The sequence below is a fragment of the Acinetobacter sp. 802_lipA genome, from assembly GCF_058242885.1.
The window spans coordinates 1,883,880-1,909,670 of record NZ_JBZAYP010000001.1; the positions used below are offsets into that span (position 1 = coordinate 1,883,880).

A 25,791-nucleotide genomic window follows, 5' to 3' on the forward strand; every position below is an offset into this window, starting at 1 on the left:
TTAGTGTCACAAAAATTTCGCATTGGTTCGCAGTGGATAAAATCATGTTAAACAAAAATTCTATGCTGAAAAAAATGACAATTAGTTTGATGTTTGTTGGGGTTGCTGCCAGTGCGATGGCGGTAACAGCAGCGACCAATAATGAGCCTGTCTCTGTTCAGCTTAAAGCGTTCAAAAAAGTTGTAGACAATAAGGGGAATGCACAATTTAAAGCTGCAGACTCAATTAAACCGCAGGATGTGATTGAGTATCGTGCGACTTATACCAACAACACGACAGGTAATATCAAAAGCTTAAAGGCGACATTACCTATTCCAGCAGATACTCAATATTTGGGTGCAAGTCTGCCTTCAGGTGCACTCGCGAGCACGGATGGTGTCAACTTTGCAGCAATGCCATTAAAGAAAAAAGTAGATGGCAAATTGGTCAATATTCCACTGAAAGAATACCGCGCTTTACAGTGGCAAATTGCAGAGTTACCAGCGAAAAAGTCTGTAACGGTTAGTGCACAAGCCAAAGTAAATACTTCAAACGATTAATTTCTAAATTTTACACACATCATTCCGATGGAGTCGGGGGACTTTCATGTCTATGAATTTGAAAACAACAAAGCGAAATAACCTTTATTTGTCAATTGCGACAGTCTTAGGTGGGTTTGCTTTCTTTGCTACAGGTACTACACATGCAGCTGCACCAGCTGCGGGTACGAACATTAGTAACATTGCAACAGCATCGTATGTGGATGGTACTTCGACTACACGCACTGTCACTTCGAATGAAGTCAAAACGACTGTTTTGCAAGTGGGTAGTTTCACACTTGAACAAGACCGTAGTGCGACTGCGAATCCGAACGGTGTGGTGACTCTATCACACGTCTTGACCAACACTGGTAATGGGACAGATGAGTTCACACTGAATTTGGCCAATGTAGCAACTGGTGATGCATTTGATTTCTCAAACATTGCGATTTATTTAGATGCGAACAAAGACGGCGTGCCAGATAATAATACTAATTTGGCAGGTCAAAAAGTTACCCTAAATGCTGGTGAGTCTGTAGGTTTAGTGGTTGTGGGTACAACTGCATCAACAGCGAAAGCGGATGATTCGGGTCAGTTAACATTGTCTGCGGCAAGTGGCTATATTACTGTTCCAGTGGATAAAACCAAAACCAACACTGATACCGTTAAAATCGTAGGTGGCGCGGTGATTCAAGTCACTAAGTCAGCGAATGTCACTGCTGTAACTCGTGGCGATACAGTGACTTATGAGTTGACCTATAAAAACACAGGTAATGCCGACGCAACTAATTTAACCATTGAAGATATCCTGCCAGCAGGTGTGACTTACGTTGCTGAATCGGCACGTTGGAGTGGTCAGACTGCTCCATTGACAGATGACGCGAATGATGAAACTGCTGCGAAATACAAGTATGACAGTGGTATATTAACGTTAGTATTGGCATCAGTGCCACGTAATAGCACCGGCAAGTTAACGTTCCAAGTCACAGTCAACGCAAGCGCACCAGCGGGTAAAATTACTAACATCGCAACATTTGACCCAGATGGTCCAGGTAAAGAAAGTCCTCAACCTACTAACCCGTATGATGTCACAGTTCAGTCGACTTATATTGGTACGATCAATGATAATAAAACAGATACCTATTCGGATACACAAAAAGATATAAGTGTTTCTACTAAGGATGACTTGATCACAACAACAGCGGTTCAAGGTTCACCGATCTTATTTGGTGCGTCAAGCTTAACTGAAGATATCTGGATTCATAACTTAGGTAATGTGACTGAGACATATAATATTGAAGTCGACAAATCTAAGCTACCACCAGGTTCTATCGTTGAATTGTTAAAGTCAGATGGTAATACACCATTAACGGATACCAATGGTGATGCAAGTGTAGATAGTGGTCCATTGGTATCTGGTGGTCATCTTGAAATTTCGGCGCGTATTACTTTACCAAGTGGTTATACAGGCCCTACGCCATTTGTCGCATTGGACACAATTTTAACCATTACACCAGTACATGGCACTCTACCCGATAAGATTACTTTACGTATTACTGACATCACTGCTTCTAAAGTCGATTTGAGTAATGGTAAGGGTAATAAAGACTATTTAGAAGATACCCCACTGACAGGTGAAGGTGCATATGTTGCAGGTAATATTGTAACGACAGTAACGACCAAACCTGGTGTTGCAGGAACATTCCCGATTGCTGTGACCAATGGTGGTTCAACTGCAGACAACTATAACTTTGGTACAGATCAACCATTACCATCTGGTTGGACTGTCGAATACTTTGTTGCTGATTCAGCTGGTGTATGTTCTTCAACTAAAGTGACCAATACAGGCGCAATTCAGCCAAATGCGACGGCTTACTTCTGTGCCAAAGTGACACCTTCAGCAAATGCAACACCTGCAAATAGCCAAGATATTGTCTTCACGATTAACTCTCCTGCAACGGGCTTAACCGACAAGATGAAAGATCGTCTTGTTGTAGAAGCTGTGCGTGGACTGTCGTTCTTAGCTGATCAACAAGGTCAGGTCGCTCCAGGCGGTACGATTGTTTATAAGCATACTTTGACCAACAACGGTAACGTTGTAGAAGGTGTGTCTGGCGGTAGTACGCTTCCTTTTGCAATTACGCATGATCCATCCACATCTGGTTTTGTTACGTCTGTTTATGTAGACAAGAACAATGACGGTATTGCGGACTCAACTGAACTAGTTACTGGAAATGATCTAACAGCTTGGTTAGAAAAAACGGGTGGAACAACATCTGCGTTTGATGGACTTTCTCCAAATGAAAGCGTCAGTATTTTGGTGAAGGTTGAAGCGCCAAGTAATGCAACTGCGGGTCAGGCCGATCTATCTATTGTAACCATCACTCCGACAGGTGAGTTGAACAGTATTGCTGCCCCAGATGCTGTCACTGTAACTGATAAAACTACAGTGAACATTGGTCAAGTCCGTTTGGAAAAATTACAAGCGCTAGACGCTGATTGTAATGGCGCTGAAGAAGGCAATTTCGGAACATCGACGCTTCAAGCAAAACCTGGTGCTTGTATCATTTACCAAATTAAGGCGGTGAATGATGGTAACCAAGCGGTAACTAAAGTTGTGATTACAGATGCGGTACCAAGTTATACCACTTTAGGGTCAACACCAGCAGCTGCTTTAGATCCTGTATCAAAAGGTTCAGTGTCAAATACAGCAAACAACTTGAAGTCAACTGAGTTTGCTTTAGCACCTTCTGAAACGGTCACAATGAAGTTCAGTGTTAAGGTCGATGGACAATAATTAAGTCATAACATTAATAACTATTTTTGTGGATAGGCATTGTCAAAATGCCTATCCCTTAACCTTGTTTTACTTGGTATTGGGGTATTTTCGTGATTAAACGAGTTCAGCCGCTATATAATCATAAGATCAAGCTCATTTTCTCAAGCTTAGCAACCGCTATGGCTTTGGTAAATCATGCTTATGCTGTGATGCCTGCTGCTGGGCAAAATATCACCAATACTGCGTATGCAAGTTTTGTACAAAAGGACGGTTTGATTGGTCAGGCCGTTTCTAATACTGTTCAAGTGACGATTAATCCCCAATATGTCATTAGTCTGACTTCACCAGCTCGTCAGGAAATCAATGCCGGTGCAAAAGTTATTTGGTTAAACACTTTAACTAATCACAGTAATACACAAGCCGATATTTCAATTGATAAAAATTCGGTTCCAGAATTATCCAATATAAAAATTTATGTCGACAGTAACCAAAATGGTGAGTTTGATCGTTCAGACTTATTGGTGACGGGGCATTTGAGTTTAGAAAGTGGTCAAAAAGTTGACCTATGGGTCGTGGCTGATTCATCGAGCTCTTTAAATGATAGTCAACAAGTTGATTTACCGCTGCGTGCATATGTTATTCAAGATCCAACAGCTATTGCAGATGCTATTAATGGCTTAATTAGTTTTTTACCACAGTTAACGGCAACCAAAGCAGTCGATAAAAGTAGTTTCGAACCAAAAGCGGGTCAGTCTTACGATTTAACTTATACCTTAAACGTAAAAAATACCTCTACGCGCAACTCGGGTACTAAGCCGATTGAGGTCGATGGTCAAACCATTAATGCTGTGGTGTTATTGGACGAGTTACCAGCAAACACCACGTTTAAATCAGCAAAAGCAAATAATTCCAATGCCTTGATTTTATATCCATTAGGGCAAGATAAATTTACCCAGCAGATTCCGAACGATAAATCACTCATCAATACTTTAGTGGTGGCTTATCCGCAAGCGCTAGCAGCCAATGCGACTGAAACGGTTGAACTGGTTGTGACGATGAACTCTAATATTAGTCGTACATCGATTTCGAACATCTTTAGTGTTGAGCATGGCCTAGTCTCAAGTATTAAAAAGACTCTGTCGAATGAAGTGGTCACCACAGTGGGTGGAAGTTCTTCCATCACTAATAACACCAAAGATTATTCTAATATTTTAGCGACTGGCAGTTTAACTAAGCCGTTGTATATTGCAGCAAATAGTGCCATGTGTAATGCCACGCGCAGCAGTGTAGACAAAGTTAAAATCAAAGTTCAATCGACGAAAACTGGTGATATTGAATATGTACAGGGTGTTGAAACAGGCATCAACACAGGCATATTCCGGTTTTCATTACCTACTCAGGAGTCTGCGACAGCACAGCAGAATGATCAAATTCTACAAACGGTTAAGCGCGATCAAGTGGTTGTTAGCTTAACGGATTGCTTGGATGAAAATGGTAACTCCACAACCAGTATCAGTGATGTAGATACCAATGTACTCATTGATCCATATGGTGTGGTTTTTGATGCCAAAACCAATCAACCTGTTGCGGGTGCAACCGTTACTTTATTGGATGCGAATGGCAAGCCTGCTGAAGATGTTGCTTATAAACTAGATGAAACCACAGGGAACAAAGTTGCTATTCCTGCAAAGCAGGTAACCAATAGTGATGGTGAGTTTATTTACCCTTATGTTGAAAATGGTACTTATAGCTTATATATCGACACCTCAACGATTGCGGGTGGAACCCACTATAAATTTACCAGTGACAAAACCATTTATAATAATTTTGATCAGCGTGTGGTCGATGCATCATGGTCTTATGGCGGAAACTTCACTTTAAAAACAGGTGATGCTGCACTCAATATTGATATCCCAATCGACCCAGTTGATATTGTGACACCAATCAATGACAAATTGGTCATTAAAAAAGAAGTGGTGGGCGATAAAACAGCTGAGATTGGTGACTTTAAAGATTATATGGTGACGGTTGCCAATATGGGTGACTCAACACTGTATGACGTCAATATGAAAGATACTTTGCCACATGGCTTTGTGTATGTATCAGGCACTACCCGTGTCAATGGTCAAAAGAGTAATGACCCACAGGGTGGTAAAGGTCCTTATTTAACTTTAGGTTTAGGGACACTGACATCGAAACAAGAAGCGAAAGTTCAATACCGTGTGTATGTCGGTCCAAATGCTTTAAGTGGCGATGGGATTAACCGTGTTTATGCACAGGATAATAAAAATACGACTTCAAATGAAGCACAAGCGGCAGTCAAAGTGTCACCAGGGGTATTTAGTCCAGATGGTTTCGTGGTGGGTAAAGTATTTACTGACTGTAACCGTAATGGGGTGCAAGATGCGGGCGAGCTTGGTGTTCCAGGTGTTCGTATTTATATGGAAGATGGTAACTTTGTGGTCACTGACCGTGAAGGGAAATATAACTTCTATGGCATTAAACCAATTACCCATGTCCTGAAAGTCGACAATACCACTTTACCGAATAATGCTGAGTTGGTACTGATCAGTAACCGTCAAGCGGGTGATCCAGCTAGCCGATTTGTGGACCTAAAACGCGGTGAATTGCACCGTGCCGATTTCGCGATTGCAGATACAGCAGGCGAATGTAGTCAGGCGTTGGCAACACAAATTGAAGCGCGCCGTAGCAAAATTGATGCACAACTTGATGCACTTGAGCAAACCTTACGCCAAGATTTAAACGTAGATGCACAGAGCAGTTATGTGACTGATGTTCAAGGTCAGCCTGCAAGTGGTTGTATTAGTGCTTCAGGGGCTTCGGCAAACTGTAATATTGAATATAAAAAAGAACAGATTAAAGACGTTAAAACGGTTCAAGTTGAACCTGTTAAAACACCAACGATTTTAGATTTAGAGCAAGAACTACAACGTTCTGAGTCGAACCAACTTGCAATTTTGAATTTAAATGAACAGCAAGTGCTACCTGCTCAACAAGCAACCATTCAGGTGAAGGGTGCTTTAGGAACTGACATCCGTTTATTTGTGAATGACGAGCAAATTTCGGAAAAACGTATTGGTAAAAAAGCAGCTTATCAAGAGCATGGTGTTGCTGGTTTAGACTTTATTGGTGTGCCGCTGCTTGCAGGCAAAAACACAGTTGCAGTTCGTCAGTACGACAGCTTTGGCAATTTACGTGACCAACAGCAAGTGACAGTAATCGCACCAGATGCGATGAGCCAACTGGCTGCGCAGCCTGTAGAGCAAGTGGTTTATGCCAATGGCAAAGACGTTTATCAAGTTATTGTTAAGGTGCTTGATCGCAATGGCACGGCTGTTGCAACACGTACCCCAATTACGATAGAAACATCGGTGGGAACGGTTCAACTCAAAGATTTAGATCCAGATAAACCGGGTATTCAAGTTTTTGCTGAAGGTGGCTCACTGGTTATCCCAGTTCTTGCGCCATTAGAAGCGGGTTCAGGTGTACTGCGTATTCGTAGTGGTATTTATGAGCAGACAGTTCCTGTTCGCTTTTTAGCAGAATTGCGCCCAATGTTGGTTGCGGGGATTATCGAAGGTTCATTTGCACTGAATAAATTTGACCCAAAAAATTTATCACAGAGTTCGACTCAAGATGGGTTTGAAGAAGAACTGAATGATTTATCCAGTTCAGGGGATGGTGAAACCGCCATTCGTGGTCGTGCGGCTTTATTCTTAAAAGGAAAGGTGCGCGGAGATTATTTACTGACTTTGGCTTATGACTCGAGCAAAGAAAATAATCAGCGCCTATTCCGTGATATCCGTCCAGATGAATATTACCCCGTGTATGGCGATGCATCAGCGAAAGGCTTCGATGCACAATCCACCAGTAAACTTTATGTCCGTGTGGATAAAGGCCGTTCTTATGCCATGTATGGGGACTATGTTACACGTACAGAAAATGACGAAGGGCTTTCACTGGGTCAATACAGCCGTTCATTGACAGGTCTGAAGTCAACTGTTGAAGGGGATCGTTACCAAGTTTCGGGCTTCGCAGCACGAACCAATGCAACGCAAATCGTGAATGAATTACGTGCAATGGGGGTTTCTGGCCCATATTCTTTAGGTATTGATACCGACGATATTTTAGAAAATAGTGAAAAGGTGGAAGTGATTGTTCGTGATCGTAACAATCCAGGTTTGATTATTGCACAGCGTACTTTAAATCGCTTCAGCGACTATCAAGTAGATACCTATACCAACAGTATTTACCTGACCTCACCGTTGAGCAGTATTGATGAAAACCTGAATCCTGTTTATCTACGGATTACGGTAGAGTCGGATCAAGGGGGGCAGGAATATACCGTTGCTGGTGTGAATGGTCGTTATAAACTCAATGACAAAGTGACGGTGGGTGGCTCTTATATTCAAAATGATGATCCTATGGATCAAGAGAAAATTGCCAGTGCCAATACCGTCATTCATTGGAATGATAAGACCAAACTGATTGCGGAATATGCATATTCTGACCACGATGCCCTAAACCTTGACCAATTGACAGATGTGAATGCATCAAATAGTAAAGACACATCTGGTGATGGCACAGCGGCACGCGTTGAATTGGAATACAAAAATGACAAGGTCGATTTACGTGCTTACCATCAACAAGCAGATGAAGGTTTCCGTAATGCGGCGTCTTCAATCAGTTCAGGGCGCAAAGAAAGTGCAGTCAAACTTAATGCACGTTTAGATCAGTTTGGTATTTTACGTGTTGAAGCGGTACGGACTGAAGATAGCGTGAATGAAGGTGTTCGTCATGGCGTGAGTGCTTCGATTGAGAAAGCGATTAACCGTATTGTAAGTTTAGAGCTGGGTGCACGTTATTATAATGAGTCAGCCAATGCAGCCAGTGCTTCAACCCAAAATGTTGAAACGCCATATGACGGTACCACTGTGCGCGCTAAATTAAAAACAGCACTCCCTTTTGATGGTTCAAGTGCTTTCCTAGAATATGAGCAAGACATCGCGGATAGTGACCGCCGTGTATTTGCTGTAGGTGGTGATGCACAAGTTTATAAAAATATTCATGCCTATGCGCGCCATGAGTTCATTTCAAGTATAGGCGGATTATACGAGCTCAATGACACGCAAAAACGTAATACCACCGTTTTTGGTTTAGACAGTGAATATATGCGTGATGGCTCTGTGTTTAGTGAATATCGTGTACGTGATGGTATGAGCGCACGTGAAGCTGAAGCCGCGATGGGTGTGCGTAATCGTTGGCAGCTTAAAGAAGGGCTATTCTTTAATACCAGTTTTGAAAAAGTAAAAGTCTTTGAAGGTGAAAATAAAGATTCACTAGAGTCTACCGCTGCGACTTTGGGCTTTGAACACCTTTCCAATCCACGCTGGAAAAATGTGGCACGTATAGAAGGGCGTTGGTCTAATCAAAGTGATAGCTATTTAAATACTTTAGGTACCGCGTACAAGTATTCAGACGAAGTGACCTTATTGGCTAAAAATGTCTTGAATATTACCGACAATAAGTCTGCAGATTCTGGCGATCGCGTGATTGACCGTGTTCAGGTCGGTGCTGCATATCGTGATTTGGCAACCAATCGTTTTGACTCATTGAGCAAAATAGAATATCGCTACGAGAAAAATGAAACAACGCTGAATGATCCATATGAGCGCAATGTTTATATTATGTCTCATCATATGAATTATCATCCAACACGTTCGGTGCATGTATCTGGGCAATATGCGGTTAAATATTTGGATGAAACTTATGATCTACTGCAAACCAGTGGTATGACTCAAATGCTCAACAGTCGTTTTATGTACGACATTAATGAGCGTTGGGATGCAGGAGTGAATGCTGGCGTGATGTGGAACAGTGTTTCGGATGGAACCAAGTTGATGGCAGGGGTTGAAGTGGGTTATCTACTAGCATCGAACCTTTGGGTTTCAGGTGGATATAACTTTGTGGGCTATCAAGATAAAGATCTGATTGATAGTGATACAACGATGGATGGAGCATATTTCCGTTTCCGCTTCAAATTTGACGAAAACTTATTTAACAAAAATAAGCCTTCAGTCAATAAAGCCTTGGAGCCTAAATAATGTTGAAACATCATGCTAAACATGTGTTGTGGCTTCTAGCTTTGGGTACTGTGGTGGCGCATGCTGCAGAGGTCCCTGTCAGCTCAAATTATCCAGTTTCGCAGCAGCAGGTGCATGAGCAATTGCACACTGCAATTGAGCAAGCGATGGACGTACGAGACAAGTACCAGTTAGAAAAAGCACGAACATGGCTGAGTTATGCTGACCATGAATATAGTGAAAAAGCGAAGCGTCAAAATATTGATCTGATCTATCAGCAGGTTTTAGAGATTGTATATGCAGATCAGCGTGCAACGTTAAGTGTAGAAACAGCAATGCTAGCGTTTTCCCAACTGATGCGCCGTGATTTATGGACGCGTGCCGCAACCCTAAAAACACAGACTGGGTTTCAATGTGCCTATAAAGAACTTGCACAAGCTGAAGTGAATTTGGTTTGGGCAGCTGCTGAGTACCGTGAATTGGGTTGGCATCATTCGCGTGAGATTTTTGCTTCAGCAGAACGTTTGATGGATCAAGCCACTTATTTATCTGAAAACTGTGGCACACTTTAACTTAACGCAGTTCGCTTTTTAGAAAAATTGCAGCAACTGCAATCAGTACACACATGAAAAAAGGAGCCTTTCAGCTCCTTTTATTTTTAAATCTTTTCAATGCGACAATAATAAAAACCATCGCCACGCCCTACTTGTGGGAGTAGTTGGCGACCATAAATCTGCTCAATACCCCAATCGGCATCAATTTTAATTTCTTTCGCATCCGTATGTTCAGCAAAGAAGTCGACCATTTGCTGTTCATTTTCGGCTTTCAAAATCGAGCAGGTGATGTATAACAATGTGCCGCCCACTTTGAGCTGTTGCCACATATTTTCAAGAATCTGCTTTTGCAGCTGTACCGTTTTGGCAATATCCCCTGACTGACGCAGCAAACGGATATCGGGATGGCGACGGATCACCCCAATGGCAGAGCAAGGTGCATCCAGTACGATACAATCTGCAAGCTCAGGCGATGTCCATTTCACCGCATCTGCCGAGATAATGTCGACATACTTTTCATTTAAAGCCAAACGCTCTAAGTTTTCAGAGACACGTTTTAAGCGCTTTTCATCTTGGTCGAGTGCAATCAGTTTTTTCGGCTGATACATCTCTAAAATATGCGCTGTCTTGCCGCCAGGTGCTGCACAAGCATCAATTACAAATTTGCCATTCAAGTCGGGTAACAAAGTTGCACAGAGTTGGGCATGTTCATCTTGGACTGAAAAGCCACCCACCTCAAAACCCGGCAGGCTTGGGATATGCAGACTGTCATCCAGCACAATGCCGACATTTGAAAGTTCACAGGCATGGGCTTCAATGCCTTCATCTTCTAAAATTTCCAGATATTCGTCACGGCTGACTTGTAAGGTGTTGACGCGCAAGGTTAACGGTGCAACTTGTTTCAGCTCGTAGCTAATTTCAGCCAGTTGCTCACCCCAGTCCTTTTTCAAACGTTTGGATAACCAACTTGGCAAATTTGAAGCTTGTTCTAGAACATCGTAGAACTGTTCCGTTTCACGTGTTGCACGGCGCAAAATAGCATTCACCACACCGCTTAAGCTTTCCATACCCAATTGTTTGGCTGCTTCTACCGTTTCAGAAATCGCGGCATGCGCTGCAACGCGGGTACACAGCAATTGGTATAAACCCACATATAAACAGGTTTCAACGACTTGGTTTTCCAGTGGCTTAGTCAACAACGGTAAAGTCACTTGTTTAAGCGCATGCCATTGGCGTAAACAGCCAAGAACTAACTCATGGTACAAGGCACGGTCTTTGTCAGACACAATTGCCATGTGTTGCTGAAGCACAGATGCCAGTGATTGACCATTTTGGACAGCCAATAACGTTTTAACAACCTGAGCACGTAAGTTTAGGGTCTTACCTGAGGCGTGGGGAGATTGTTTCATTATAAAATTTGTCCAATATTCAGTTTTTGGGTTTGTAAAATTTGTACGGCATTCAGTGGCTTACCACCTGGCCATTGCAGAGAGCTTAAACACACCGCATGTTCATCGCCACAAGCGACATGAACACCTTGTTTATCAATGGCTAAAATGGTCCCTGCAGCTTGAGCTTGGGCATTTTCTTGAGACAACATCGAACCCCAAACGCGCAGATTATTGCTTTCATCCAGTGCGATAAATGCGACAGGCCATGGGTTAAATGCGCGAATATTACGGTCAATTTGCACCGCTGTTGAAGTCCAATCAATTTGCGCTTCAGCCTTAGAGAGTTTGTGTGCATAGACTGTCAAAGCTTCATCTTGCACTTCGCGGTTGTCTAAATAGTGCTGCAATGTGCTTTCAGAGGCTAACACTTTGACCGTCGCTTCAGCCCCTTGGAGTGCCAGTTTGTCATGCAAACTTGCAGAGGTATCTGTAGCTTCAATCGGGCAGTAGGTTTTATAAATCATATCGCCCGTATCCAAACCTGCGGCCATTTTCATAATGGTGACCCCAGTTTCGGTATCTCCAGTAGAAATTGCGCGTTGAATAGGTGCTGCACCCCGCCAGCGTGGCAACAGCGAACCGTGAATGTTTAAACAGCCATATTTAGGCGTATCCAAAACCACTTGAGGCAAAATCAGGCCATAAGCCGCCACCACCATCACATCTGCATTTAAGGCTTTCAATTCAGCCTGAGCCGCTAAGCCTTCTTCAGTTGAAGACTTAAAATGCAGCGGTTGATAGACAGGAATATCATGTGCTAAAGCCAACTGCTTCACGGCTGAAGCGGTAAGTTTCTGCCCACGACCTGCTTTACGGTCAGGTTGCGTATAGACGGCTACAATTTCATGTTCTGTTTTTAGGAGAGCGTCTAATGCCACAGCCGCAAATTCGGGCGTGCCTGCAAAGATGATTTTCAAGAAATACTCGGAAAAAAGGAGAAGATTAAAACAATTATAGCAAAACTCGAGCAGCTACAGATTTATCCTGCATAAAAAGCCGATAGAGCGGTTCTAACTGAATGATGTACGAGAGTTTTATTCAAAAAATAGCGCAAGGATCCTTGATAGCTTATCGCTCAAAATTTGTATTTCATATAAATAAAACTCATGCAAAATTTAAAAATTATTCATAGAAGTTTTGTATTGCAAGGCGATTGAACGGGTTATAGTAGTTTCCACATGCAATTGAATGTCAGCTCATCGGTTAAAATGTAGCGCGCAAACATACTGCCTTCGATAATTTAGGTCGAGATGCCTAAAAACGAGATTTACGCAGAATGCGAATATGTTATGTTTAAATTTTTGACAGTTTGACACTCTCAGAACTCAGATTTTAGCCAGAGTGAATGTGGACATTCATCTCAAGCACAACTATGTTGGAAAAGTACAATGCCTGACTATCGTTCAAAAACATCAACACACGGAAGAAATATGGCGGGTGCGCGTGGCTTATGGCGCGCTACGGGGATGAAAGATGAAGACTTTGGTAAGCCGATTATTGCGGTAGTCAACTCATTCACTCAATTTGTACCGGGTCACGTTCATTTAAAAGACTTAGGTCAACTTGTGGCACGTCAAATTGAGGCGGCAGGCGGCGTAGCTAAAGAATTTAATACCATTGCGGTCGATGATGGGATCGCGATGGGACACGATGGCATGCTGTATTCATTGCCTTCACGTGACTTGATTGCGGACTCGGTGGAATACATGGTCAATGCACACTGTGCTGATGCTATGGTGTGTATTTCAAACTGTGACAAAATTACCCCGGGCATGTTGATGGCGTCTATGCGCTTGAATATTCCAGTGGTGTTTGTCTCTGGCGGGCCGATGGAAGCGGGTAAAGTGAAAATCCGTGGCAATGAACACGCGATTGACCTTGTTGATGCCATGATCGTCGCAGCAGATGACAGCTTCACTGATGAAGAAGTGGCTGAATACGAACGTTCAGCTTGTCCAACCTGTGGTTCATGTTCAGGCATGTTTACTGCAAACTCAATGAACTGTTTAACCGAAGCTTTGGGGCTATCCCTTCCGGGCAATGGTTCAACCTTAGCGACCCATGCGAATCGTAAAAAACTATTCGAGCGTGCCGGTCAGTTGATTGTTGAAATTACCAAACGTCATTACGAACAAAACGATTACAGCTTGTTGCCACGTTCAATTGCCACCAAAGCAGCCTTTGAAAATGCCATGACGCTTGATATTTCAATGGGCGGTTCAACCAATACTGTTTTACACTTGTTGGCAGCGGCGCATGAAGCGGAAGTTGACTTTACCATGACTGACATTGACCGTTTGTCACGTAAAGTGCCGGTACTGTGTAAAGTTGCACCTGCAAAGCAAGATGTGCACATGGAAGATGTACACCGTGCGGGTGGTATCATGTCGATCTTGGGTGAGTTAGACCGTGCAGGGCTATTGGATACGTCTGTACCGACTGTGCATGAAAAAACCTTAAAAGATGCTTTGGACAAGTGGGACATCATCCGTACAGAAGACGAAGACGTGTATCAATTCTTCCGTTCAGCACCGGGTGGTGTCCCGACGCAAACCGCATTTTCACAAGACCGTTACTACTCTCGTTTAGATGGTGACCGTGACAACGGCGTGATTCGTAATGCTGAACATGCCTTCTCTCAAGATGGTGGTTTGGCTGTGCTGTACGGCAATATCGCACTTGAAGGCTGTATTGTGAAAACAGCGGGTGTGGATGATTCCATCTTGAAATTCAACGGCACGGCACGTGTATTTGAAAGCCAAGATGCAGCGGTAGAGGCGATTCTAGGTGGAAAAATCACTGCTGGCGATGTGGTGGTGATTCGTTACGAAGGTCCGCGTGGTGGTCCGGGTATGCAAGAAATGTTGTATCCAACCAGTTACTTAAAATCGAAAGGCCTTGGTAAAGACTGTGCTTTACTCACCGATGGTCGTTTCTCGGGAGGTTCATCAGGTCTATCGATTGGTCACGTGTCGCCTGAAGCGGCTGAAGGTGGTGCAATTGGTTTGGTGGAAGATGGCGACCGTATCGAGATCGATATTCCAAACCGTAGTATTCACTTAGCGGTGGATGAAGCAACCATGGCTGCACGCCGTGAAGCACAAGAAGCCAAAGGCTGGCAACCTGCTGAACAGCGTCCACGTAAAGTGTCTAAAGCCTTAAAAGCTTATGCGATGCATACTACCAGTGCATCTAAAGGTGCAGTACGTGAAATTTAATTGGTAGTTTTTTACCGATTAGAAAGAGCACTCCATTTGGGGTGCTTTTTATTTAAAAGTCATTCGTTCAGCACAATGGAGTCTTAAATAGGTTTCTCAAATTGCAGTTGATAACCTTCGGTTCGACCTACTTTTGTTTCGGCAAAAGTAGGCAAAACCATTGGTCGTCCGCAAAACCTGTTTATTTTCTGCATTTAAAAGAATGCCTTGAAAAAACCGCCCATTGAATCGGCAATTACTTCGTCTTGCACTGCAAATAAAAGCAATGCTTTTATTCTTGCTCAGGTTGCGGACGACGTTTCCGTGTATCAGACAACCTGATGGATTCAAGATCAATATGTTAAGACCGTGAAGAGCTTGATGGGGATTGACTCAAAAGTCTCATTGTACTTTTATGTCTAGCCTGCTTTCTATACAATAAAAACAGAAAAAATTGCCAAGACTGTAGAGCAATACGCAGCCATCGCTAAGGACAAATACAATGAGTAAAGACAATATCCGCGAACATTCAGCCCCAGTTTATGAAGGCATTGAAAATGCACCCGCACGTTCCATGATGCGTGCCACAGGCTTTAAAGATTCAGACTTTACTCGTCCCTTTGTCGGTATTGCTTCGACGTGGGCCAATGTCACGCCGTGTAATATGCATATCAATGAACTGGCACGTGAGGCTGAAAAAGGGGTCAATCAAGCTGGTGGTAAAGGCATTATTTTTAATACCATTACCATTTCAGATGGCATTTCTAACGGCACTGAAGGCATGAAGTATTCTTTGTTGAGCCGCGAAATTATTGCCGATTCGATTGAAGCCGTGGTGGGCTGTCAGGCCTATGATGGAGTGATTGCCATTGGTGGTTGTGACAAAAATATGCCGGGTTGTATCATGGGTTTGGCGCGCTTAAACCGTCCGGGTTTGTTTGTTTATGGCGGGACCATTAAGCCGGGCGCAGGGCATACCGACATGATTTCTGTCTTTGAAGCCGTGGGTCAACACGCCAAAGGTGAAATCAGTGCCATTCAGGTCAAACAAATTGAAGAAGTGGCACTGCCGGGGCCAGGTTCTTGTGGCGGTATGTACACTGCAAACTCGATGGCCTCTGCGATTGAAGCTTTGGGCATGAGTTTACCGGGTTCATCTGCGCAAGAAGCAGTTTCGGATGACAAGCGGATCGACTGTCAAAAAGCAGGTGAAGCGGTGATGAATTTGCTGCGCTTAGACCTGAAACCACGCGACATTATGACCAAAGCTGCATTTGAAAACTCAATTAAAGTGCTGATTGCCTTGGGTGGTTCGACCAATGGTGTGCTGCACTTACTGGCAATGGCACATACTGCTGGGGTTGAGCTGAGTTTGGATGATTTCGTCCGTATTGGGCAAGATATTCCCGTGGTGGCCGATGTACGTCCATCTGGCAAATATTTGATGTCTGAGCTGATTGCGATTGGGGGCATTCAACCGCTGATGAAGCGTATGCTGGATGCTGGCATGCTCGATGGTTCATGTTTAACCGTAACTGGAAAGACCTTGGCGGAAAATTTGGCTGAGGTCGAAGACTATCCAGAAGGTCAGCAGATTATTTTACCGTTCGACGCGCCAATTAAAAAAGACTCTCACTTGGTGGTACTTAAAGGTAACCTGTCTCCAACAGGTGCTGTGGCTAAAATTACCGGCAAAGAAGGTTTGTATTTCGAAGGGCCTGCGCGTGTCTTTGAGGGTGAAATCGGTGCGATGCGTGGTATTTTGGACGGCGAAGTTCAAGCGGGTGAGGTGGTGGTGATTCGTGGTGAAGGGCCTAAAGGTGGTCCGGGTATGCCTGAAATGCTGAAACCGACCTCAGCGATTATTGGTAAAGGACTCGGTAAATCTGTGGCGCTGATCACCGATGGTCGTTTCTCTGGCGGCAGTCATGGTTTTGTCATTGGACATGTAACCCCAGAAGCCTATGAAGGCGGGCCAATTGGTCTAGTGCAAAACGGAGATCGCATCTCGATTAATGCCGAAACCCGCGAAATGACGTGGCATGTTTCGGCAGAAGAAATTGCAGCGCGTCAAGCCGCGTGGGTGAAACCGCAACCGAATTATCGTTATGGGGCTTTGGCCAAGTTTGCAAAACTGACCACTGGTGCGGAAAAAGGCGCGGTAACTGATCTAAATTTAGATGTCTAATTGATCATTTTGCTGTGAATTGATATAAACCCTTGTAGTACTTTCAAGGGTTTAATTTAGAGGCTTTGCTCATGTCACTGTTGCGTCGATGGTTCGATCCGATTCGATCGCGTTGGTTTTATCAAAAACCGATTCGTCAAACGGTCGTATCTACAGAACAAGGCTTGAGTATTCATTTACGCCTCGACGATGTATATAGCTATTTAGCGGTTCAGCAGTTACCACAAATTGAAGAAATTTTAGCGGATGAACTGAAGCCATTGAAGGTGGTCATTTCCAGTCAGGCTGCTGAACCTCCGAACCAAATGTCGGCTTTGGAATGGCAAACTTATTGTTTAAATGATGCCAAAATTCTGTCGCGTCAGCACCGTTTTAGCTTTCACGAAACGCCAGAACAACCCAGTCCAGAGGCATTGAGCCAAGCAGAAACCATCTTGCGGCATACGCCGCTGCGTGGGCAGGACTTTTTGTATTTGCTGGAAGATGTGTTTCACATGCTGTGGCAAAAACAAGAAGGTAAGCTGCGCACCTTATATGCGATGGCCAGCCGTCATCATCAAGAGCAAAACTTTCCAGAACGTATTTTTAATGATGATGCGGTACTGGCCAGTTACTTCCAGCTCGGTGACCGTCAGTATCATGCCGTCGATGATCTGCTGCGTTTAACGCGTCGTTTAAAACAACAAAAATTATTTACCGATAACCCAATTTTCTTGATCAATCATATTGATTGGCGTGAGCATTTGATTAGTGATGCTGAAGAGTTAAATGAAATTCAGGCGCTCGATCCAGAGTTAGATCTATACGTTGCGCTAGAAGATCCAATTTCATGGTTGTTATTGGCTTATATTAAAGAAGAACTGGCCGATTATTATAATATTCAGCTCAATGTCTACCCGCTCAGTTATCACGGTCGAGACGGATTTGATTGGAGTTTGGCAACGCGTTTATCCAAACGGACAGAAATCAAATTCACACCGTTTTGCCGTCCGACGCAAGCAGCCACTTTGGCGATGGCACAGTTATTTTATAGCGTACCTGAAGAGCAGCGCGTTGATGCCATGTATCGGATTTTGAAAGCCGTTTGGACCCAAGGCAAAGATTTATCCTTTAAATCGCATTTTGATCAACTGATGCAAGAATTGGAAATCACAGCATTGATCATCGAAGATGTGGAAGCCAAGCTTCAAGAAAATGACATGCTCTGTGAAATGAAGTCCCAGCCTGATTTCCCTGTGATTGAACTGCGCGTGGATGGACAGAGCTATGTCTTTAATAGTCTGTATCGCGTCTGGATGATTGAAAGTATTTTCAGTAATGTGCTGGAAGATCAATATAAAACCGACCCTGTGGATGAAAGCGAAGGCTGAGTTTTGTATATATCTTATTGATCAAAACAGCCCAATTACACATGAAACCCAAAGCCGATGGTGTTTCTAGACTGAGTCATTGAAGTGCTTATTAATAATGTTAATGAGGTTTAACAATTAAATTCATTGTTAAATTTTATTAATAATAGGACTTACGCATTGACGGATTCAAAAAAGTATTAAAATACTTTATAAAGTATCTGTGATCAGACGAATTAAACATGCTTCTACAGCAACTTGTACATTACCCATTTATATGGGCTTTCTCATGACAGAACCGAACTCTATTAGCTGCACACAACTTGCCGAGACTTATAACATCTCGCATGATAGTGTAAATCGCTTTCTAGAACGTGAAGACTACACACCTCACGACCTATATCAAGAAGCAATTCAACATATTGATAATAATAAACTTATAGTCAGTATTGATGATACTGTTTTAGATAAACCCTATAGTCAACATATGGACTTGGTTAGCTATTTTTGGTCAGGCAAACACCACCGATCCGTCAAGGGTATTAATCTCATTACCTTGTATGCGACAGATCAGAATGGTCAAAATATTCCAATTAATTTCCGAATTTATGACAAATCTGAAAGTAAAACCAAGAATGATTACTTTATGGATATGTTAAGTGAAGTACTCAGTTGGGGTGCAAAGATTCAATTTATTACAGGTGATAGTTGGTATTCATCGACTGGAAATCTAAAAACCATAAGAAAATATGGTATTCGATTTATGTTTGGTATCGACTGTAACCGTAAGGTTTCCCCAGAAAAAGGACAATGGTTTCAACTGCGTTTATTGCCGAATTTCCATCAGGGTCAAGTGGTCTGGCTCAAAGATTTTGGCTTTGTACAATTATTTAAGACTCAGTTAAAAGAACAGCAGAGGTTTTATATTGTGCATCAAGATGAAGATGATTTATTGTCCTTTGAGGGTTTTCATGAATTACATTCAAGTCATTGGAAAATAGAACAATATCACCGAGTGATTAAACAGGTTTGTCATATTGAAAAGTTTCAAGTAAGACGATCTAAACTGATTTCGAATCATATTTTTTCAGCCTTGATGGCCTACGTTGAGATACAAAAGAACCAGTTTGAGCGGATCTTTGAAAATGTATATCGTTGGCAGAAGAAATTATTTAGACCAGTTATCAAAAACTTCATTGATGACTTTATTCTCGATAAAAATCATCTGCTACCACAGAGAATCTATAAATAATAGTGCGTAAGTCCTAAATAAATAGGCTTCCAAATGAAAATGATTATAATTAGCATTCTTTCTGTCTATTGATCGATGTTATGCGTTTTCATATTTCTTCTTTGAGTTTATCCATTCTGGCCGTGATGACTACAGCAGCGTTTGCTCAGGGCGAGACACAGGAAACAGCATCATCCCAAGTTTTACCGACTTTGCAATTTGAAGCCCAAGATGTAGATGCAAAAGCGGCATATGCAGCCAAAACGGCATCAGCTGTTTTACGTTCCGATGCACCGCTGTTTGAAACCGCGCAATCGATCAGCGTGATTAGTGAAAAACAACTGGAACAGAAACAAGCGAAAACACTGTCTGAAGCCTTGCAGGGCGTAGCGGGGGTTACCGCAGGACAGTATGGTCGCCGTGGTTGGGATGATTTTATTATTCGTGGGCAAATTTCGAGTTCGCAAACGTATATTGATGGTTTACGCATACAAGCATCGGATAATGTTTTAAGAGCAGAAGATATCTCAGGTCTTGAGTCGATTGAAGTGGTGAAAGGGCCGACATCGACTGGTTTTGGCTTTGCCTTACCGGGCGGCTTAGTTAACTTAACCACCAAACGTCCTGAAGCTAAAACTTTTTCTCGGGGCAGTGTGAGCTATGGCAGCAATGCCTTTGTGGATGGCACATTTGATATCAACTATGCGCCAAATGATAGCGAAAAAGGGGCGTTTCGTGTGGTGGGTCATGCCTCTGACCAAGATGATCCAACCGATTATGTTTATTATAAAAATTATTATATTGCACCGTCTTATAATTTTGACTTAGGTGAAAAAGACGAACTGTCTGTGATTGCCAGCTATCAGTATCGGGATTTTATTCGCCAGCAGGGGATTCCCTATAGCAATGGCGCTTATAAAAACTATTCACAGACCTTATTTTTTGGTGCGCCGAATCTAAGTAATACGGTCGATGTTTTGCGCTTAGGTTCGAACTATGCGCATTATTTTGATAATGGCTGGACCTTTAAACAAAATTTTGCGGTCACCAAAACCGATGCAGATAACAATCTTGTATTGGCGGGGAGTAATAACACTTTACCGACCATCAACCGGACGGTGGAAAGACAGATTAAAAACGATGTGAATTTTGTGCTGGATCATAATTTGTCACGTCATTTTGATTGGGGCAAAACCCAATATGATTTGATGGTTGGTTTGGACATGATGCATGAGCGCAGTGACTACGAGCGCCGTAGTAACAGCTTGTCATCCTTTAATGCCGATAATCCGATCTATACGCCTATCGCAAAGGCGACCACGACCAAATCGCATCAAATTACAGATACCCAATATATGGGCGTATATCTGCGTAATAATTTTAAAATTGATGATCATTGGATCTTGGGCTTATCGGGTCGTCATGACTGGACACAGGTCGAAGTCGATGACCTTTTCAATGATACGACGCTGAAAAACTCGGACAATGCTTTCACGGGTAATGCATCTTTGATGTATCAGATTAATGATAAGTTTGCTCCCTATAGTCAAACTACTTTATTATTCATACAAGATTCGAAAAAAACTCGAAATAACTCATCGACTGAGTCGATCAACCATTCTTTACGCTTACGTTTAACCCATGCCCACATGTGTTCTATAGGATTTAAATCAGGGCTGTATGCAGGAAGCCAAAGAATTTTATGCCCTTGTTGTTCCAATAACTCCTGAATATCTGCTCTTTTATGAAATGCTGCATTATCCATAACCACTACACTATTTTCTGGTAATGCCGGTATGAGGAATTGCTCAATCCAAAAATGAAAAACATCTGAATTGATTTTGCAGTCAAATAAACCGACTGAAAATAACTTACCCTCATGGATTGCTCCAATGGCATTGGTCTGATTCTTTAATTGCCAATTATATTGCCATAAACAGGGTACTCCTTTTCGTGAGTAGCCATGAGGTCTATAATCATGTGACTTAAAACCACTTTCATCCAGATAAATAATCGGATGGTTTTTTTCTAATTCATTCACTTGCAGAATAAATTTATCCCTAAGCTTTGTATCTGCTTTAGGATGGCTTAACGTCTTTTTTTAACTGTAATATTTAAGCGCTTTAATGCAGCACCAATAGATGAAACACCACAATTAAAACGTGCAGCACGTTCATATTGATAAGCATCAGGATACTTTTCAACATCTTCACGTAAAGCATCATCGTTAATTTTAGAAGGTTTACGTACACGAGTTTTTTTAATCTCTATACGTTTCTTCCATTCAACAATGGTATTTTTATTAATTTCAAATTGTGCAGCTACCGCTCGAATAGAATAACCTTCCTCAAGCTTAGCTAAAATTTTACGTCTAAAATGTTCTGAATAACTCATTGCACCATTGTATTGGTTTTATAATGATTTGACTATATGTGAGTTATGCAACTTCATTCTTTCCTGTGAGCGACACTGGCGCTGGCGGAACATTATTGGACCCTGAAGAGGGAGAGCAGTTTGAGGTTGGGGTTAAGTTCCAAGGGCTGAATCAACGGCTGCAAGGCTATGTGGCTTATTATGATTTAACCCGTCAGAACGTGACTGAGTCGGATTCTACCCTCGGTTATTCTGTGCAAATCGGTGAACAAAAAACCAAAGGTTTTGAGACTGAGTTATCCGCTGCGTTGACGGATCAATGGAACTTGACCGCAACCTATAGTTATATTCCTACTGCGGAAACGACAGAAAGTACCACCACCAATGATATCGGCAAACGAATTAACCATGTGCCTAAAAATGCCGCCTCTTTATCAACCCAATACTTCTTTGGTGGTGATCAACTGGGCTGGAATATTGGTGCCAGTGCGAATTATCAAGGCGAGCGTACAGCACAACGTGGGACTGATTATGTGCCACTATTGAGCTATACGCTGTATGACGTCAGTGCCGGTTATGAGGCGAAAAATTGGGGCGCAAAATTCAGCGTAAAAAACCTGTTTGATAAAGAGTATTTAGTCGGCACCACGCCAAATGCGCAATTGGTCAATTGGGGCGATCCACGTACTTTCCGCTTCAGCCTAAATTTCAAATACTAAGCAGAATCGCACTGCATCACATCTGGATTCAATAACAGTTGAGTCTAGACCATTCTTTCTAGTAAGCCTCAATCTTTGGTTGAGGCTTACTTCTAAAAACAGTGATATGAGCCCAGATTTAAATTTTATAGCATGGCGCTAAGTGTTTAGAGAGAAGCGTCATGCTTGCTTTTGTTATTTTTGTTTTTGCTGTCGCAGGCATGATTAAGGGTACCATTGGTCTGGGTTTGCCCGCCGTTTCGATGGGACTTTTATCTTTGGTGATTAGTCCATTTCAAGCGGCAACTTTGCTGATTATCCCTTCCATGGTCACGAACTTCTGGCAATTGTTCGCAGAAGGACGTGTACTGCGACTGGTACAACGCTTTTGGCCGTTGCTGGTGGGTATGATCATTGGTTCAGTTTGGAGTGTTTTTCCTACGCTCGGACATGGCGAATTTCAAAGTGAAGCCTTGTTGGGCGGGATGCTGGCCATTTACGGTCTATATGGTTTGTTTGCCAAAAACATGCCCAACTTAGCCCCGTATGAAAAATATTTATCACCGATTATGGGCTATTTGGGCGGTGCTTTGACGGTGGCGACAGGAGTGGTGGTGATTCCCGTGGTGCCGTATTTGCAGTCCTTGCATTTGAAACGGGATGATTTGGTACAATCGCTCGGCCTTACCTTTACCGTTTCAACTTTATGTTTGGCCGTGTATTTACATCTAAATCCTGTTGAAGACACCCCCATTGACTATCAACTGTCGTTGATCGCTCTACTGCCTGCATTGCTCGGAATGTGGTTGGGCACCAAAATTCGCTATCGCATCCCTGAGCAAGCCTTTCGTAAGGTGTTCTTTGTGGGCCTAGTCTTATTTGGCAGTTATATGGTTTTACATCAATTGGGCTGGCTTTAATGCGCAATGGGTTGGTCATGTTGGCTCAAGAGGAATTGACTAAAGCGTTGATAATCTGTGGGGAGCTGATCAAAACACCGTGCTGCTAATAGCAACTTGCGGTTGGCCCATTTGCCTAAGAGTTCAATTTGCTGAAAATCATACTGTGCTTTTAAACGCAGGGCTGCCCGTTTGGGAATAATCGCAATGCCGACGCCATTCGCAACGACTTGGGCAATCGCGGCAAAGTTCGGCACCCGTAGACGATAGTGGATGTCACAGCCTAAGCGTTTGGCTTGCGCTTCTATTGACTGTTGTAAGGAGTGATATTGCATGAGGCCCACAAACGGATGTTGCAGTAATTCTCCCAGTTCTAGTTGTGCCGCAGTGGCAAGTGGATGCTGGCTTGGGCAGATCAGTACCAACGGGTCTTCAGCAAACTCTTGAGTTTCAAGCTGTCCCGCATCAAAAAAACCAGAGATCAGTCCTAACTGCGCCGTGCCTGTACTGAGGGCCTGAATGATGTCATTGGTCTCGGCTTCTTTCAATTCAATATGAATCTTCGGATTTTCCATTAAATACTGCGGCAATAAGTGCGGTAAGTACTCACTCTGTGCCGATGAGTTGCACCACAATATAATGTTGCTCGTTGCACTGTGGGCAAAGGGCAGCATGGCTTGTTGTAATTGCTGCTGTTGTTGCAGCAAGTGCTGTGCATGTTCCGTAAAGGTTTGTCCAGCAAGGGTCGCTTTTACCCCAGTTGCATGGCGGGTAAATAAACTGACTTCAAAATGCTGTTCTAATTTTTTAATCCGCTCACTGGCAGCCTGTAAAGAAATGGCGGAACGTTCTGCACCTTTGGTCAGACTGCCTGTACTCAGGATATTGATAAACAATTGCAGATCAAAAAAATCAAAGCGCATGGCAGGGTCAAAGCGGAAATGTTGCTTTATCTTAGTCCTTTTTGCGCTTTGAGACATCCTTTTAGCGTAGCGGCGTGTGTAATCGGAGTCAGAGCATTAGACCAAAAAAAGCAGCCCGAAGGCTGCGATCAAAAATGAACTCTCAAAAGATAAGGCGGATTAATCTTTTTGCCCTAAGCTGAAGAACCAGTTTAAGAACAATGCTGCAAACGTAGCAGTACCAATACCACCCAAGTTAAAGTTGCCAATTTGTAAGGCAAAATCACCTGTACCTAAAATGATGGTGACTGCAGCGACCATCAGGTTTTTGTTCTGTGAAAAATCGACTTTGTTTTCAATCCAAATTTTTGCACCCGCGATGGTAATCAAACCAAACACCACAATCGACGCACCGGTTAAAATCGCGGTCGGAATGGTATGGATGATGGCACCAAATTTCGGTGACAGACCCAAGAAAATGGCAAACACACCTGCGATGGCAAAAATGATGGTCGAGTAAACTCGTGTGACTGCCATGACTCCAATGTTTTCACCATAGGTGGTCATGCCTGGTGCGCCGACACCGCCTGCTAATGTCGTTGCGACACCATCGGCAACAAACGCTTTACCAATGTGCGGATCAAGGTTTTCACCGGTCATCGCACTCACGGCTTTAATATGACCGAGGTTTTCTGCCACCAAAATTAACGCAATTGGTGCAATGATCATCATGGCATTGGCATTAAATTCAGGCGCATGGAAAGTCGGTAAACCAAACCAAGCGGCTTGTTGAATCGGGGTAAAATTAATCGCTGTGCCATAGCCCATAACATTGGTCACGATGAAATAGACCAAGTAAGACAGTAACAAACCAATTAATAATAAGAGACGCTGCAATAAACCACGGGTAAAGACTGCAATCGAGCCCATACATAATACGGTAACTAGTGCCATCCACATATTAAAGGAATTGCCCGCAACGCCTTTGACCGTCACTGGCGCAAGGTTGAGACCAATAATCATCACCACAGCACCTGTCACCACAGGCGGCATCAGTTTTTCAATCCACTTAGTGCCCGTTGCCATGACCATAAAACCAAACAAGGTATAGAGCACGCCGCAGGCAATAATACCGCCGCCCGCCATAGCTAAATTTGGATTGAGTGCGCCTGTGCCCGATGCGGTATAGCCCGTTGCTGCAATCACGACCCCAATAAAGGCAAAACTTGAACCTAAATAGCTTGGAACACGTCCACCCGTCATAATAAAGAACAAGATGGTACAAATCCCGGACATTAAAATAGCAAGGTTGGGATCGAAGCCCATTAAGAAAGGTGCAAGAACCGTTGCTCCAAACATGGCAAAGGCATGCTGCACACCTAAAATTGCACTTTGTGAAGCAGGGAGGTATTCACTTGTGCCAACAGGACGTGCATCGATATTGCCTTCGTACGGGCGCCATTTGGGAAACCAATTGGACATTTTTTGAGCACTCTAAAGATAAATTGTGCACATCATACTCTTGTTTTTTAGAAGATTTAATCAGTG

Annotated in this window: 15 protein-coding genes and 2 pseudogenes; 11 read left to right on the forward strand and 6 right to left on the reverse strand. The window is 43.0% G+C overall.

What is annotated here, in order from left to right; all coding sequences use genetic code 11:
* Nucleotides 1-44: 44 nt before the first annotated feature.
* From AC4CU3_RS09260 to AC4CU3_RS09275, 4 genes are all read left to right on the forward strand, one after another.
* Nucleotides 45-539 (forward strand): hypothetical protein, encoded by a 495-nt coding sequence (locus AC4CU3_RS09260; RefSeq protein ID WP_490738142.1) that lies wholly within the window; start codon nucleotides 45-47, stop codon nucleotides 537-539.
* A gap of 46 nt (nucleotides 540-585) precedes the next feature.
* A complete protein-coding gene (locus AC4CU3_RS09265) occupies nucleotides 586-3,315 on the forward strand; it encodes a beta strand repeat-containing protein (protein ID WP_490450352.1) in 2,730 nt (909 codons plus the stop codon).
* Between the two features lie 161 nt (nucleotides 3,316-3,476).
* Nucleotides 3,477-9,422, forward strand: a complete 5,946-nt coding sequence (locus tag AC4CU3_RS09270; protein ID WP_490738144.1) for an SdrD B-like domain-containing protein — start codon at nucleotides 3,477-3,479, stop codon at nucleotides 9,420-9,422.
* Nucleotides 9,422-9,973, forward strand: a complete 552-nt coding sequence (locus AC4CU3_RS09275; protein ID WP_078425152.1) for a hypothetical protein — start codon at nucleotides 9,422-9,424, stop codon at nucleotides 9,971-9,973. The genes AC4CU3_RS09270 and AC4CU3_RS09275 overlap by 1 nt, the downstream gene beginning before the upstream one ends.
* Nucleotides 9,974-10,059: 86 nt before the next feature.
* Here AC4CU3_RS09275 and rsmB read toward each other — a convergent pair whose 3' ends face one another.
* Both rsmB and fmt read right to left on the reverse strand, forming a co-directional pair.
* Nucleotides 10,060-11,364, reverse strand: coding sequence for a 16S rRNA (cytosine(967)-C(5))-methyltransferase RsmB (rsmB, locus tag AC4CU3_RS09280; protein WP_078425151.1), 1,305 nt, complete (start codon nucleotides 11,362-11,364; stop codon nucleotides 10,060-10,062).
* Nucleotides 11,364-12,323 (reverse strand): methionyl-tRNA formyltransferase, encoded by a 960-nt coding sequence (gene fmt, locus AC4CU3_RS09285; RefSeq protein ID WP_490738146.1) that lies wholly within the window; start codon nucleotides 12,321-12,323, stop codon nucleotides 11,364-11,366. The genes rsmB and fmt overlap by 1 nt, the downstream gene beginning before the upstream one ends.
* 471 nt (nucleotides 12,324-12,794) lie before the next feature.
* Here fmt and ilvD (AC4CU3_RS09290) point away from each other — a divergent pair, with 471 nt between their 5' ends.
* The 5 genes from ilvD (AC4CU3_RS09290) (at nucleotide 12,795) to AC4CU3_RS09310 (ending at nucleotide 21,101) form a co-directional block, all read left to right on the forward strand.
* On the forward strand, nucleotides 12,795-14,624 hold the full coding sequence (gene ilvD, locus AC4CU3_RS09290; RefSeq protein WP_490738148.1) for a dihydroxy-acid dehydratase: 1,830 nt from the start codon (nucleotides 12,795-12,797) through the stop codon (nucleotides 14,622-14,624).
* A 481-nt stretch (nucleotides 14,625-15,105) separates the two neighbouring features.
* Nucleotides 15,106-16,791, forward strand: coding sequence for a dihydroxy-acid dehydratase (gene ilvD / locus AC4CU3_RS09295; protein WP_270428714.1), 1,686 nt, complete (start codon nucleotides 15,106-15,108; stop codon nucleotides 16,789-16,791).
* A 71-nt stretch (nucleotides 16,792-16,862) separates the two neighbouring features.
* On the forward strand, nucleotides 16,863-18,161 hold the full coding sequence (locus AC4CU3_RS09300) for a hypothetical protein (RefSeq protein WP_234965027.1): 1,299 nt from the start codon (nucleotides 16,863-16,865) through the stop codon (nucleotides 18,159-18,161).
* A gap of 202 nt (nucleotides 18,162-18,363) precedes the next feature.
* Entirely contained in the window at nucleotides 18,364-19,392 is a 1,029-nt protein-coding gene (locus tag AC4CU3_RS09305) for an IS701 family transposase (protein ID WP_176537626.1), read from the forward strand.
* A gap of 80 nt (nucleotides 19,393-19,472) precedes the next feature.
* The gene (locus AC4CU3_RS09310; protein ID WP_490738149.1) at nucleotides 19,473-21,101 is read left to right on the forward strand and encodes a TonB-dependent siderophore receptor; all 1,629 of its coding nucleotides are present in this window, start codon (nucleotides 19,473-19,475) and stop codon (nucleotides 21,099-21,101) included.
* On the opposite strand, the pseudogene AC4CU3_RS09315 reads toward AC4CU3_RS09310, so the two are convergent.
* Both AC4CU3_RS09315 and AC4CU3_RS09320 read right to left on the reverse strand, forming a co-directional pair.
* Nucleotides 21,023-21,412, reverse strand: a pseudogene (locus AC4CU3_RS09315) (transposase); the annotation flags it as partial. The gene AC4CU3_RS09310 and the pseudogene AC4CU3_RS09315 overlap by 79 nt on opposite strands.
* A 47-nt stretch (nucleotides 21,413-21,459) precedes the next feature.
* Nucleotides 21,460-21,765 carry an IS630 transposase-related protein gene (locus AC4CU3_RS09320; RefSeq protein WP_000122230.1) on the reverse strand — a complete coding sequence of 102 codons (306 nt, stop codon included), beginning with the start codon at nucleotides 21,763-21,765 and terminating at the stop codon, nucleotides 21,460-21,462.
* Between the two features lie 35 nt (nucleotides 21,766-21,800).
* Here AC4CU3_RS09320 and AC4CU3_RS09325 point away from each other — a divergent pair.
* Nucleotides 21,801-22,463: pseudogene (locus AC4CU3_RS09325) on the forward strand (TonB-dependent siderophore receptor); the annotation flags it as partial.
* A gap of 161 nt (nucleotides 22,464-22,624) precedes the next feature.
* On the forward strand, nucleotides 22,625-23,362 hold the full coding sequence (locus AC4CU3_RS09330) for a sulfite exporter TauE/SafE family protein (protein WP_490738150.1): 738 nt from the start codon (nucleotides 22,625-22,627) through the stop codon (nucleotides 23,360-23,362).
* On the opposite strand, the gene AC4CU3_RS09335 is transcribed toward AC4CU3_RS09330, so the two are convergent.
* Together AC4CU3_RS09335 and AC4CU3_RS09340 are read right to left on the reverse strand one after the other, a co-directional pair.
* Nucleotides 23,359-24,264, reverse strand: coding sequence for a LysR family transcriptional regulator (locus AC4CU3_RS09335; protein ID WP_490738151.1), 906 nt, complete (start codon nucleotides 24,262-24,264; stop codon nucleotides 23,359-23,361). The two genes, AC4CU3_RS09330 and AC4CU3_RS09335, sit on opposite strands and share 4 nt — an antisense overlap.
* A 159-nt stretch (nucleotides 24,265-24,423) precedes the next feature.
* Nucleotides 24,424-25,725, reverse strand: coding sequence for a solute carrier family 23 protein (locus AC4CU3_RS09340; RefSeq protein ID WP_004691860.1), 1,302 nt, complete (start codon nucleotides 25,723-25,725; stop codon nucleotides 24,424-24,426).
* Between the last annotated feature and the right edge of the window lie 66 nt (nucleotides 25,726-25,791).